Annotated in this window: 14 protein-coding genes; all 14 read right to left on the reverse strand. The window is 48.6% G+C overall.

Annotation, left to right across the window (positions count from 1 at the left end):
- Positions 1-8: 8 nt before the first annotated feature.
- The 14 genes from EJE49_RS09135 to EJE49_RS09200 all read right to left on the reverse strand — a co-directional run bounded on the left by EJE49_RS09135 (position 9) and on the right by EJE49_RS09200 (position 14082).
- Positions 9-1181 (reverse strand): MalY/PatB family protein, encoded by a 1173-nt coding sequence (locus EJE49_RS09135; RefSeq protein ID WP_124950265.1) that lies wholly within the window; start codon positions 1179-1181, stop codon positions 9-11.
- Positions 1178-3298, reverse strand: a complete 2121-nt coding sequence (gene ovoA, locus EJE49_RS09140) for a 5-histidylcysteine sulfoxide synthase (RefSeq protein ID WP_223246890.1) — start codon at positions 3296-3298, stop codon at positions 1178-1180. The genes EJE49_RS09135 and ovoA overlap by 4 nt, the downstream gene beginning before the upstream one ends.
- A gap of 24 nt (positions 3299-3322) precedes the next feature.
- On the reverse strand, positions 3323-4534 hold the full coding sequence (locus EJE49_RS09145) for a DegT/DnrJ/EryC1/StrS family aminotransferase (RefSeq protein ID WP_124950141.1): 1212 nt from the start codon (positions 4532-4534) through the stop codon (positions 3323-3325).
- Positions 4535-4562: 28 nt separating this feature from the next.
- On the reverse strand, positions 4563-5204 hold the full coding sequence (locus EJE49_RS09150) for an acetyltransferase (RefSeq protein ID WP_124950142.1): 642 nt from the start codon (positions 5202-5204) through the stop codon (positions 4563-4565).
- Positions 5185-5811: a sugar transferase gene (locus EJE49_RS09155; RefSeq protein WP_124950143.1), complete on the reverse strand. Its 627-nt coding sequence runs from the start codon at positions 5809-5811 to the stop codon at positions 5185-5187. Before EJE49_RS09155 ends, EJE49_RS09150 begins: the two co-directional genes overlap by 20 nt.
- Before the next feature lie 83 nt (positions 5812-5894).
- Complete coding sequence (locus EJE49_RS09160) at positions 5895-6272, reverse strand: type II toxin-antitoxin system VapC family toxin (RefSeq protein ID WP_124950144.1); 378 nt, start codon at positions 6270-6272, stop codon at positions 5895-5897.
- Positions 6272-6481, reverse strand: a complete 210-nt coding sequence (locus tag EJE49_RS09165; protein WP_124950145.1) for an AbrB/MazE/SpoVT family DNA-binding domain-containing protein — start codon at positions 6479-6481, stop codon at positions 6272-6274. The genes EJE49_RS09160 and EJE49_RS09165 overlap by 1 nt, the downstream gene beginning before the upstream one ends.
- Before the next feature lie 100 nt (positions 6482-6581).
- Complete coding sequence (locus EJE49_RS09170) at positions 6582-7730, reverse strand: glycosyltransferase (protein ID WP_189941801.1); 1149 nt, start codon at positions 7728-7730, stop codon at positions 6582-6584.
- 33 nt (positions 7731-7763) lie between these two features.
- A complete protein-coding gene (locus EJE49_RS09175) occupies positions 7764-8699 on the reverse strand; it encodes a glycosyltransferase family 2 protein (protein ID WP_124950147.1) in 936 nt (311 codons plus the stop codon).
- 42 nt (positions 8700-8741) lie between these two features.
- Entirely contained in the window at positions 8742-9971 is a 1230-nt protein-coding gene (locus EJE49_RS09180) for a class I SAM-dependent methyltransferase (RefSeq protein ID WP_124950148.1), read from the reverse strand.
- 24 nt (positions 9972-9995) lie between these two features.
- Complete coding sequence (locus EJE49_RS09185) at positions 9996-10961, reverse strand: GDP-mannose 4,6-dehydratase (RefSeq protein WP_124950149.1); 966 nt, start codon at positions 10959-10961, stop codon at positions 9996-9998.
- Positions 10962-10967: 6 nt separating this feature from the next.
- Positions 10968-12014 (reverse strand): glycosyltransferase family 2 protein, encoded by a 1047-nt coding sequence (locus EJE49_RS09190; RefSeq protein ID WP_124950150.1) that lies wholly within the window; start codon positions 12012-12014, stop codon positions 10968-10970.
- Positions 12011-13012 carry a glycosyltransferase family 2 protein gene (locus EJE49_RS09195; RefSeq protein WP_124950151.1) on the reverse strand — a complete coding sequence of 334 codons (1002 nt, stop codon included), beginning with the start codon at positions 13010-13012 and terminating at the stop codon, positions 12011-12013. Before EJE49_RS09195 ends, EJE49_RS09190 begins: the two co-directional genes overlap by 4 nt.
- Positions 13009-14082, reverse strand: coding sequence for a glycosyltransferase (locus tag EJE49_RS09200; RefSeq protein ID WP_124950152.1), 1074 nt, complete (start codon positions 14080-14082; stop codon positions 13009-13011). Before EJE49_RS09200 ends, EJE49_RS09195 begins: the two co-directional genes overlap by 4 nt.
- Position 14083: the final 1 nt, after the last annotated feature.

Genomic DNA, 14083 nt, shown 5'->3' on the forward strand with positions numbered 1-14083 from the left:
AAACATCATCAACAATGCTTATCAAGCTTATCTGCCACCCGCGCCAACGCCTCCATTACCACGGCGCGCGGACTGGCGAGGTTAAGCCGCATGAAGCCGCTGCCACCCTGGCCGAAGATGTGGCCGGGATTCATGCCAATCCTGCATTGCTGGACGAAGAAGGCTTGCAACTGCGCGTCACTCATGCGCAGTTCGCGGCAATCCAGCCACAGCAAATAAGTGCCTTCCGGCGCAACGGCACGGATGGCCGGGATGTTTTCCGCGAGATAGCACATCACTGCATCACGGGTATCGCGCAGGTACAGCATCAGCGCATCGCGCCATGCGCCGCCATGCGCATAGGCTGAGGCAAAAGCAGTCAGACTGAACGGATTGGTACTGTGCACATGCAGGCTGGCAAATGCCGCCACCATTGCCTCGCGCACTTTGGCATCCGGAATTATCAATGCAGACAAACCCAGGCCGGGAATATTGAAAGTCTTGCTCGGCGCCACCGCGGTAATGATCGCATCGCCATCCCGCGCCAGCGTCGCCAATGGGGTATGTCGGTATTCCGGATAAACCAGATCGGCATGGATCTCATCGGACAAGATAGTGAGCTGATAACGGCGAGCGAGATCAAGCAATGTCGCAAGTTCATCACGCTGCCAGACACGCCCTACCGGATTATGCGGTGAACAGAGCAACAGCAGCTTCGCGCCCTGTTGTGCACACTGCTCCAACTGCTCGAAATCAATGTAGTAACGGTTATTATCCAGACGTAACGGATTCTGCAGCAAGGGCCGGCCATTGGCCGTCACCGCACTGAAGAACGGCGCATAAACCGGCGGCTGCACAATCACCCCCTGATCGGGTTTTGTCATAGCCTGCACTGCTGCGTAAATGGAAGGCACCACGCCCGGCGTCAGCACTATCCATTCGCGCTCCACCCGCCAGCCGTATTGCTGATTCAGCCAATTGATCAGGCTGTCATACACTGCATCACTGGCAACGGTATAGCCATAAATCGGATGCTGAGCCCGCGCTACCAGCGCCGCGGTTACTTCAGGCGGCGCGGCGAAATCCATATCGGCCACCCACAGCGGCGTCACATCGGCGCGACCAAAATAAGCTGCGCGACCATCCCATTTCTCGCTGGCAGTACCTGCACGGGAAATGATCTGATCAAAATCGAACATTATTTTACACGTTCCCACAGCGTCACTTCGGACAGGGTATGCTGGAACTTGCGTCGCGTTTCACGGATCACAAACGGCACGTCCTGTGGCGCGGCGACCAGGCGGAAATGCTCGCCAAGCATGGCTTTCAAACCATCCAGCGTGGTGAAATTCTCGCCGTCTTTCTTGTAACCACCTACCCAATCCTGACGTGGTGTATGTTCCTCCAGCCAGGTATACGGCGAAGCAATCAGCAATACCCCGCCAAGGTTAAGGCGTTCATGCACAACTGACAGGAACTGCGCCGGATCATATAAACGATCAATCAGGTTGGCCGCCAGTATCAGATCGAATCCCGTCAAAATCGGCTTGAGATTGCACGCATCGCCCTGCATGAACTGCACTTTATTGCGCACCTCAGCCAGCCCCAGCGTTGCCAGATCGCGGGTTTTGTACGACACCAGCTCGCCTTCGTCCACCAGGGTGTAGCGGATACTGCCGGTTTGCGCCAGTTGCACGCCCAGATTGATGAAGCGCGCGGAGAAATCCACACCCACCACTTCATCAAACTGTCGCGCTAGTTCAAATGTGGCCCGGCCGGTCGCACAGCCCAGATCAAGTGCTTTACGCGCCGGCTTGTCCACCATTGCCGCAATCGCAATTTGCGCCAAAGCCTTGGGGAAATTGGCGACACCGTAATACTCGTCGCCATAATGAAATTCAGCGTATTCCGACAGCTGCTTGTCGCTCTCGTAATATACATTTGGCGCCGTCGCGGCTACATCGCTGACCACATAACGAAAGCCGGCATGCTGAAAGAAATGACGGCGGAAAGCATAACGCGCATCGCGCCGCGACTCGTTACCGCAGGCGATGAACGAACCGCCCTTGATCAAATTATGCCGCCCGTCAAAAGTCGGCGTGGTGAAATCGTCGTAGATGGGATGCACTTCAAATCCGGGGAACGGATAAATCGGCGTCTCCGTCCACTGCCACACATTACCCACCACATCGTACAGCTCGCCCTGCGCGAACTGGGTAACCGGACACGCTGAAGCCCAGTGATCCAGATGCAGATTGGCTGATGCAGGCGCATCTGCGGGAACTTCAACCACACCACTGGTATCGTACAAACGGTACCATTCATCCTCAGTCGGCAAGCGCACTGCTTGCCCGCTCTGCGCCGCTTTCCAGTTACAAAACGCTTTGGCTTCGTGATAATTGACCTCGACCGGCCAATCCCACGGCATGGTCACTAACTCTGTCATCAGGCGCAATTGCCAGCCATCACCATCACGCTGCCAGAAAGTCGGCTGTTGCGCGCGGCTGAACTGGCGCCAGCCAAGCCCTTCCTCATCCCACCAGACATCGGTGCGGTAACCATTAGCCTCAACAAACTCCAGAAATTCGCGATTAGTCACCAAATAGCGACTCGTCTGAAACTCGTCAACGTCAGCCACATGTTCGCCGTATTCGTTATCCCAGCCATACACACCATCGGCGCGGTCTTTCCCTAAGCGCACCGTGCCAGCAGCGATGCTTACCAACTCGTTGCGCGGAGGCTCACCGCTCAACTTGCACGCTGCCCACGCCGGATGCGGATGCACCCATTCCAGCCGCTGCTGGCGTATCAATACCGACGACGTCTCCAGATGGATGCGCTCGTGCTCTATCCCCATCACTATCGTCCACCACGGATGCTGCCAGTCTATTGGCAAGGTCAGCGGCGCATTTGCAATCACCGCATCCACCACCGCGCGCACCTGATCCCGGTACGCCTGTACTTCGGCGACAGTCGGCCAGGGATAATGCTTGTCATTAAGATCATCCCAGCTCATTTCGTCCACACCCACTGCGAACATGGATTCGAATTGCGGGTTAATGCGCTCTGTCACCAGCCCGGCCAGCAACAGCTTATTGATAAAAAAGGTCGCAGTATGGCCAAAATAGAAAATCAGCGGATGACGCAGACTGATCGATTTCTCGAAATAAGCCGCATCGCATGCCAGCGTCTCAAACAGTTGCTCATAGCGGGTAAAGGTCGCATGAAAATAATCGCGGATGGCAGAACGGGTAACTTCCACGTCAGCGCCATTGAGCAGCGGCGTACGTGGAAATAAAGAAGTGTGTACTAAGTCCACAGCTGATATCTCACTTAAAATTGGTTAGTCGGCGAGCGTCGCTTGATTCATAACCTTACCCACAGCCTGACAAATGTCGCGCATATCCGCATCAGTAAGCGTGGGGTGCACGAGGAACATCAAACTGGTTTCACCCAGAACTTGTGCAACTGGCAAGCGTTGCGATGGCCCTAAACCCTGATTAACAAACGCCAATTCACGATAGATCTCACTGGAGCTCCCCGTATAACAAGGCACGCCCTCAGTATTAATGGCAGCTACAATGCGTGACTGATCCCACTCTGGTTTCAGTTTTCCCAAACGCAAAAACGCATAATATTTATAGTAAGCATGACCAATCCCGGCAGGCGGCACGGTCAATCGCAACGCCTCATGGTGAGCCAATCCGGCATTCAACAATTGCGCATGCGTCTGGCGCTTTTGCCGCCAGTCATCCAGCTTGGCCAATTGCCGTAAGCCAATTGCCGCTTGCATCTCCGTCATCCGCCAGTTGGTACCGAAGGACTCATGCAACCAGCGAAATCCGGGCGGGTGCTGACGCAAATTGACCGCATCCCAGCTTTTGCCATGATCTTTATAGGCCCAGGCTTTTTTCCATAGCGCCTCGTCATTGAGCAATAGCATACCGCCTTCACCGCCCGTAGTAATAATCTTATCCTGACAAAACGAAAATGCTGCCAAATCCCCCAGGTTGCCTACCGGTTTACCATTGTAGGTGGCACCGTGCGCTTGCGCACAATCTTCGATCACTTTCAGATTGTGTTCACGCGCGAAGGCCATGATCGCATCCATATCGCAGGGCCAGCCAGCCAGATGCACAGCAATAATGGCTCGCGTCCGCGGCGTTACCACAGCACGTATCGTCTCCATGGTTAAGTTCTGCGTTACTGCATCAATATCTGCAATCACCGGAGTGGCACCGCGTGCCACCACACAACTGGCCGAAGCGATAAAAGTGCGACTAGGCACAATCACCTCATCACCGGCACCAATATCAAGCGCATATAGCGCAAGCTCCAGCGCCAACGTACCGTTAGCCAAAGCAATAGCGTATTTGGCACCGGTATATTCAGCGTAAGCTTGTTCAAAACACTTGCACACATCCCCCGTCCAGTAATTTACCCGACCACTGCCTAATACCTGGGTCACAGCGTCAATTTCATCCTGTGCAAAATACGGCCAGGGTGCAAACGGCACATTGCGTATGGCGACACCGCCATTGATTGCTAATTGCATATCATCCAAAACGTACACTCACTCTAAACTAAATAGCGCGGCACGGCGATCCTGCTACGCGCATGCCATCGTCAATATCATTCAACACCGTCGAGCCCGCACCCACTACTACATTACTACCTATGCCCACATTGGGAATAACTACTGAGCCTGCCCCAATAAAACTGGCCTGCCCCACCGATACGTGCCCGCACAAATGGCAGCCTGGCGAAATATGCACCGCATCAGCAATCAGATTATCGTGATCTACTGTTGCGCCGGTGTTAATAATGACCTCATTGCCAATCTGCGTATCGGCATTCACCACGGTTCCTGCCATCAGCACGCTACCGACGCCTATCCGCACCCCTCGCCCAATCTGGGCACCAGGATGAATACAACTCACTCGCGGTACACCATGCGCTATCAGCCATGCTGCAATCATGGCGCGTATCCGGTTATCACCAATTGCCACAATCGCTGCTTCGATTTTCCCCTGACGATATTGTTCCAGCAAAGCATCACGCCCACCTGATACAGCATAGCCAAAGAACGTCTGACCATGCAAAGCAACATTATCGTCAAATAACGTTGCAACCCGATACCGCCCTTCACGCTCCACAATATCAATCACCACCTTGGCGTGACCGCTTGCACCAAAGATACAAATATCAGGCTGGTTCATCGTCATTAGTCTGCTTCCCAGTAAATTTTGGCATCGTCACATGACCCGACTGACTCACCCCTTGCGGGCGTATCACCCGCAACACTGTCATCCATGCAATCCGCATATCCAGCGCAAAGGACAAATGATCAACATACCACACATCAAGTTTAAATTTTTCATCCCAGCTCAACGCGTTACGCCCATTGATTTGTGCCCAACCGGAAATACCCGGTTTTACCTCATGACGACGATACTGCGTTGCACTATATAACGGCAAATACTCAACCAGCAACGGGCGCGGGCCGATAAAGCTCATGTCGCCTTTCAGTACATTAATCAACTGTGGCAGTTCGTCCAGACTCAGCGAGCGTATCAGCTTGCCCACGCCTTTCAACCGCATATCATCCGGCAGCAGGGCGCCGTTAACATTGCGCTCATCAGTCATGGTACGGAATTTATAGATAGGGAAAATCTGCCCGTGCAAACCTGGTCGCAACTGACGGAACACCACAGGTCGTCCCATCGTCATGAAGATTGCCAGTGCCGTCAGCATGATCACTGGCAACAGCAAGGTCAACAACACCAACGCGCCAATTTTGTCCAGCAGGGGTTTGAAAAGTTTGATATACACAGTCAACCGCTTGTAAATTAAGGAAAGCGTATTAGCTTATGATCATGCTGTGACGACACACCATCAGACATGCCAGCAAAACACTAAGCCATTTTTTGCCAATAACATACGCCTGGCAATCCAGCGAAATGAGCATCAGATGTATATAATTGCGCATCAGCAGCAATCGCACTGGCATAGACCACTGCATCAGCCATAGCCAATTTATATCGCACAGACAAATCTGCCGCCGACAACGCTATACGTGTATCAAGTGGCCGCACCAGACAACTCTCGGTAATGCCAATGATGTCTAACGCAACAGCCTCATCCCTTTCGCGCATACACCATTTATAAAGTTCGAATTGCACCAATGTTGGCACAATCAAATTGGCATTATCAATCAGAAAAGGAGCGAAATTCTCCGCCAATGCCCCGTCAGTCAACCACTCTATCCAGCCGCAAGTATCAACAACCCGCATCAGAATCGGTCCACACGATCACGCAAGTTATCAGTGTTAGCGCCTTTGAACAAACCGCGCACAGCCTTAATATCGCGACGGGGAATCATGATAATGGCGTCCCCCTTGGCAACAAAAACAAATTGTTGCCCGGCTTTCAACCCAAGATCATCCCGAAACGCCTTGGGAATACCAATTTGAAATTTTTCAGTGAGTGTCGCAGCGTACATACTTACTCCTTAAATATCGTTCCACATAAAGTAAGAATACAGGACATAAAAACGCAACTCAAGCATAGAACATCATGCCAAGCTTTTTCAATTCCACGTATCAACGAATCACAGCAGGCACAACCCGCGCATAAAACGCCACCACTTCGCCCGTCACATACGCCTGAGAAAAACCCCTCCGCGCCCGCTGCATCGCCTGCTCACCCAAACGCTTGCGCAATTCCGCATCGGTGGCCAGCAACCGCATCTTCTCAGCAATCTCATTGACTGCTTTGGCCGTATGCAGCAAACCGGTCTCCCCCTCAACCACGGCATCAGTAATACCGTAGATGCGTGATGCCAAAGCCGGTATGCCCATCGCAGCCGCTTCTATCAGCACCGTACCGAAGCCCTCACGATAGCTGGGCAAGCAGAATACATCCGCTGCCGCCATCTCCACTTCAGGCGCGTGACTGCGCCCGACAAAATGCACTTGCGCCACAACTGCCTGACATTGCGCCATAATCACCGGCATCATATCGGCCTCGTCCGGCCCCACAATCAGCCAATGCCAGTTAGGTTGTGCGGCCAGTGCAAATGCCGCTGCCAAATCCAGCAGTCCTTTGTCAACATTCAACCGCCCCAGATACACAAACACCAAATCAGTATCCGCGATATCTAGCTGTTCACGTACTGCTTGCCGATGCTGCACATTCGGCACAAAGCGGGCAATATCCACCCCGCTGATCGAACCATGCCCGAGTACACGAGCCTTCTCCGCCGAAGTTACCCTCTCATCAATCAAAAACTGACGCTGAGAATCGCTATCCGTTAATAGATGCGTTGTCAGCCGTGCCGTCACCGTATCCAGCGTTTTCAGCACCAGCCGGGCCAAACCACTCCGAGTCGCCCAGACCTGTCCTGTGAACGTATGAATACGTACCGGCACCCGACACATTGCCGCAGCCAGCATCGCCAGCAGCCCCGCCTTAGGGGTTACCGAATGCACCGCAGCAAAATGCTCGCGCGAGAATATACGTACCAACTGCAACAGCGCCACACCATCCCGCCACACACTAATTTTACGCTCGATCTGTACTGGCAATACCCGAATAGTCAAACCCGCCTCGCGCAAAAAATTCGGATTATCGGTATTCACAATCAGCGTCACATCATAACGCTGACTTAACGCCGCCAGCTGATCCAGCAGGAACGAACGCACAGTCAGCTCGCTGGCGGTGATGAAACAGATTTTGGGTTTTAGGGGCATAAGGAAATGGATAAAAGCACGGGGCACCATGCACTAAATTCGATTAATCAATATCAATATTCGCAAAATCAAATTATCAATCAATTTTTGCCGCCAAACTTCTCTGGAGAACACTAATTTCAAACGCGACCAAAACGAAGATTTGGCAGCGATGAAATGATCAATAACATGCCTTTCAGGCGGAGGAATTCGGTTTCCATAAATTTTGAGGAACGTCATAGCATGGTCGCTACACCAAGCTCGCTGCTTACCTCTGCCGAAAAATCTTCGGAACCTTCTGCCATATCGAGCCATGATATTAGTCGCCACGCCAATCGTATTATTGCCATGCTGGCGATATTTAATCGTGGCTGCCGGATCAAAAATAACCTCACCAAAGCACGACAGCACCAAATAACACCACCAATCATGCATCTGTGGGCTACTTGGCAAATTCTCACAAAGCAGATCAATTGCTTTACGATTCAGTACTATCGTACAACCGGTAGCAATATTCTCAACCAATGCATTACCAAACCCGATCTTTCTGGGAACATCACCGAAACTGATATGTACTAAATGCTCATCAACCAACTCGACCCTGGTGCAATACATGGCTGGGCGCTCATTCGCAACCACACTCAAAGCCGAAACTGCTTGGGTAATTTTCTCAGGCTGCCAAACATCATCCTGATCACAAAAGGCAACATAGGCAGTATCAGTTAAGGCCGCTTGCCGCAGCAACTCAAAAAAGCTCAAAGCAGGGCCTAAATTATTTTGCGATTCCAATACATCAACGCGGCCCTCTAATTGCTCAACGCCTAATACATTTTTTGTCGAATCGGACGAGCCATCATCCCTGACCAGCATCCTGATATTCGGATAAGTTTGTTGATATAACGTATCTAACTGTTGCTGAAGGAATTTGCCCCCATTGTAGGTTGAGAGCAATATCGTAACCGCACCTAGCTTACTGGTTTGTAACGTCATTTATTATTCGTAAGCACAATACATTGTTTAAACATGAACGTGTCATACCACTTCAACCTGCGGCAATGGAAAAACCAAATGCATGCCAGCAAACTTTGCATTATTCTCAAAAAATCTTCTAAAATGCCACGGCAACACAATCAGGTAATCTGGTTTTTTTGCCAACAATTCTTCTTCCGGAATAATCGGTATCCAAGTACCTGGTGTATAACAACCAAACTTCTCGGCATTTACCTCACCTACAAACTCAACCTCTTTTGGGGTTAATCCGCAATATTGCAACAACACGTTACCCTTGGTTGATGCACCTAGTGCAGCAACAGTTTTACCCTCTGCGTGTGCATTTTCAATAAATTTCAATAAATCACGCTTTGTTTGAGCCACCCGTGCAGCAAATGCTTGATATGGGACAAGCGTATCCAATTTCTTTTCAATCTCACTATCAAGAATCTTTTGCACTGGTGCGGCAATGCTTGCATCACCATTTGCCTTCGACACCATGATCGAAAAACTGCCACCATTGATGTCATTGAATTCCACATCAATAATCCTGAAACCCACCCGATCTGTCATCCATTTAATCTGATGCAACGCATAAAATTCGAGGTGCTCATGACAAACTGTATCGTATGAATTCATATCGAGCATAGTTGGCATATAGCTTTGCTCAAATACCCAAACACCATCATCAGCGAGCACGTCATACACTTGCTGCATAAAACTCATCGGATCTTCAAGATCGTAGAACATTGAGAATGAAGTAATTACCTTTGCTTTCTGATTTGGGAAACGCGCGTTCACTAACGCAGAAGAAAAGAAATCAGGAATTAATTGAATATGTGCAGGATAATAACTGTGGAACTTGATACCGGTCGGATCTACACCTACCAAAATCGGCCCTGAAGATGGATACGCTTGCAACGTCGTGCTGTCATTGCTGCCAATATCAATTACAAGATCACCCTCAGCCAACTCAACCTGCCCAAGGATTTTTTTCACCTTATTGTTGAGATGTGTCACCATGCTTGCATTAAGGCCAGAGCGATACCCATAGTTCTCACCATACATCTCACCTAAATCGTATGAGTGCTCCATCTGCAGCAAGCCACACACATCGTCACCCGTACATTTGACCAGCCGCAACGGACCGGTTGTGACTTTTGCGTCTTTCTCACGTGGGAATACACCTGTTAACATTTGTTCACCCAAATCGAGCACGCATTCAAGATGTGTATTGCCACAAATTCTGCACTTTTCTATTTTTTTGTACACGGTTTTACACCCTTTCAGTTCATATTAATTTTGAGTGAGTAATTGCAGATCAGCATCCACCATCATACTCACCATCTCACGAAACCTTACTTCAGGCACCCAGCCCAATTGATTTTTGGCATTTGTGGAACAACCCACCAATTGCACGGCCTCAACAGGGCGATACCAAACAGCATCCTCTTTCACATAATCACGATAATCCAACCCAAGCCGTTCAAATGCAATTTCGCACAACTCACGAACCGAATGCGTTTCACCAGTAGCCACAACATAATCATCCGCATGTAATTGCTGTAACATCAACCACATCGCACGTACGTAATCCCCCGCAAAACCCCAATCCCGACGAGCATCAAGATTCCCAAGACGAAGCTCAGTGGCCAGACCCAGCTTGATTTTTACTGCCTCATGCGTAATTTTTCTGGTCACGAAACCTAATCCACGACGGGGGCTTTCATGATTAAACAAAATCGCAGAACACCCAAACAAACCATAATGCTGACGATAAATCCGAATCATTGAATGCGCATATAACTTTGCTGCGCCATAAGGAGTACGGGGGCGAAATGGTGTTATTTCCGACTGTGGGCTTTCTAATGCTTCACCAAAAAGTTCGCTGCTTGATGCCTGACAAAAACGGATACGTGTATCTACAGTACGAATAGCCTCCAATATACGAGCAACTGCAATGCCATTAACCTCACCGATCCCAACAGAGTCATCAAACATACCCGCACCTGATGAATAAGCTGCGAAATTATATATTTCGGTTGGGCGATATTCTGCCAACACCTCCATCATGTGGAATTGCTCCAACATGCTCCACTCAACTAGTTCCACACTACTACTCATTAGAAATGGAGGAAGGTCTTCTGCAGACCGCCCTGTTCTAATCGCACCAATAACACGATAACCTTTGCTGAGTAAAAACTCAGCCAAGTACGAGCCATCCTGACCTGTGATCCCAGTAATTAGCGCAGTCTTATTCATTTATAATCAGAGAAATTTGGCCAAAATCCGGCTCATCCAACTGGCATGCTGGCTACGAGAAATACTATCCAATGCCGTACGAGCCTTTCTATTCACGAAAACACAGTACAGCCCAGCAATAAAATTTGCTATTGTCGCTGGGAAAACTGCAATGCCAAAAAATACGGCACGAGACATACCATTTGCCCCGGCAGCCAATAGGCGACGGTACTCGGTTATGGTGTATCCCCCTATAGCCCGATAGAAAAACAATAGCCGCCCCCGCCGCCACGGTTCACGTGGGCAAACTGATATTTTGGCCTCATTTGAAAAATCCGTGAAAGACCAAATCAATTCTGGCCATTTAAACATCCAAATCTCAAAACCACGCGGCGTCCACATCGCATTACCATAGCGAATCATGATTAACGGCTCAGCTATAACCTTGGCTCTCACTATAGGAGGTTGCTGAAAAATCACACCAACATGAATAAACAATGTTCCGTAATAAGATGAACGGTCACGCTCTTGCCATAAGCTACGTTTAATCACAACGCCACCAATGAACGAAAGATAATTTGCCACTTCCGAGAAAAACTTTTCCCCAGCTACCGACGAGTACACCCTATCATCAGTAAACTTAAGAAAACCTTCTTCAAGCACGGTTGAAAAATCCACATTTCTTACTTCCGAATTCACCACGACAAGTTCATGATTGTCATTCAGCGACTCAAGTACGCGAAAAATCGCGCCAGAATGCATTAAATCATCATCCGTCATTAACCAGCAGTATTCGCCCCGCGCATAACCTACTGCCTTGTCATAGTCGCGATCAATCCCTGAGTTTTCCTGCTCTCGGTAATAACGAATTTCAGGATAACGTGCCATATATTGCACCATCACCTCTGGAGTAGAGTCTGGTGATGCGCCATCAACAACCACAAGTTCAACACCAGGTTCCATCTGCCCGAGAATGGAATCCAGTGTTTCACCGATGAATCGCCCTCTGTTGTATGTTGCAATACAGATCGACAGTTTCGGAAATTCATTATTAACCAATTGCAATTCAATCATCTGGTTATGCACTTTTTAATTGAATATGCCATTTCAAGCATGACAACAGGTGCCATTTTATAAAATGCATATTTCATCCTATTTTCAAAACCTGCGTTGGCATAATGAATTTTTACAATACGATTAAGCACATTAATATCTTCTTTTTCCGGGCTTTTGAATGCCATTAACTTTGCCATTATCAGTGCGCGAAACGGGATATCTTGTTGCAGCACTCGGCGAATGTGAAACGCTTCTTCGGAATGCTCTCCAAACACCATGTTAGCTATATGTTGAAAAGCTTCGATGGCAATCCGAAAACGATTAACAATACCGAGATTAGCAAACGAATCATTTTCTCCTCGTTTGTGAAGCAATATCTCACCCAAATACTTCACAGTAATCCCGGCGGGGATTAAACTCAGCAAGTGTCCAGCAACTATCCAACATGTACCGCGAAAAGATTCAGGCACGCTGGCGCTATCCCAAGCTGTTTTCTTGAATATAGGGCTAGACATGAAACTAAAGAATGCCTCACTGGTTCTAGCAGAACGGAAATAATCTTTTTTCTGCAAAACATCCGCAAGATTAAACAATTTAGGATGAGTCACATTTTTAAACGGCGGGTATTCACGAATTGGCTTCATCGCCAAATCACACAAAACATGCTCACAGAGATAAACATCGTAGTTTGAACTAATAGCCTCAAGCACCTTATCTATCGTACCTGGCAACATAATGTCATCAGCCGAGAATAACCAGCAATATTGCCCCTGCGCTAAACTGACAACTTTCTCAATATCACGATCAATACCGCCACGGAAATTTTGATAAACATACTTTAACAGAGGGTAATTCAACTGCTTAGATTGGACTACAGCGGATGTTTCATCTGTTGAACCGCCATCAAGTATGACGACCTCAATTTCTGGGGAAGCTTGCAGCAGAATGCTATCCAGCGTTTGCCCAATAAATTTCCCAAAATTGTAAGTTGGGATGCAGATTGATAACCGTATCATATTAAAACCAACTGCTTATAAACGTTTAAATGCTGTTCTGCAATATTCCGCCATTCTAATATTGGTTGCTTGCATGCAATATGCTGTCCCGCGTACTTTTGAATTGCGGCAATCATTTCATCTACATTGCCAGGTTTAGCAAAATAGATATTTCTTTCGTTGTTATAACCATTAACAATGACAGACGTACTTAAAACAAATACACCCTGAGCAACAGCCCCATCAATACTTGTATTCCATGCACCGGCCCCATCCCTAAAAGGAAGCACAACCGCATCCGAGGAAGCCAGAATAGAGGCCAACTGATCTTCTGGTAAAAAACCCATTATAGTTATGCGTGATGCAATCCCCATAATCGCAATATTATCCAATAACGACCTATGATAATCATCGTCAGATAGAAAGTCGCATGCCATCAATAGTCTTGCATTTGTTTTAGCGACGATTTCAAACAAAGCCTCAATGCCTTTAAGAGGTGCCACAAAACCATAATAAGTCAGCAATACATCGTTCTCTGAAGCATATGACTGACGAAACTTTAATCGCTGCTCATCAGACAACTTTGCTGTAGGCAACAAAGATGCTGCGGGTATCCAGATCAGTTTTGTACGTTTAAGCGCTTTTTGAGTTAACTTGGGAATGCTACCCATGAAATCTTCTCTTACAGTCACCAGAACCCTTAATCCGATTGCTAACAATACCCCTGACCAGCCGAGAACAGGCTCATGCCATGTTTGTACACAGGGCTTAGCTAACAAGCGCATTAACAGAGGCAAAAACCTCGGCATTCTGCCGGAGTAACCTTGCGTTGGGTATTGTATATGGACAACATCTGGATTCAATTGTTTGATATATCTTGCGATCCGAAACAATTCGATCATTCCCCAGCCCCTAACAATTGACAGCACCTCAATCCCATTCACTGTTACCGCTTCACTAGCGCGAACATCGGTTAGTACGGTTACTTGCATATCACCGTATTCTGTAAGCGCTACCGCCAGTCGTTGCGTATAAGCCCCAACTCCACACTTCATCGGTGGGTATGATCCAGTAATCAAAAGCACCTTCATA

Source organism: Sulfuriferula thiophila, assembly GCF_003864975.1.
Lineage (GTDB): Bacteria > Pseudomonadota > Gammaproteobacteria > Burkholderiales > Sulfuriferulaceae > Sulfuriferula > Sulfuriferula thiophila.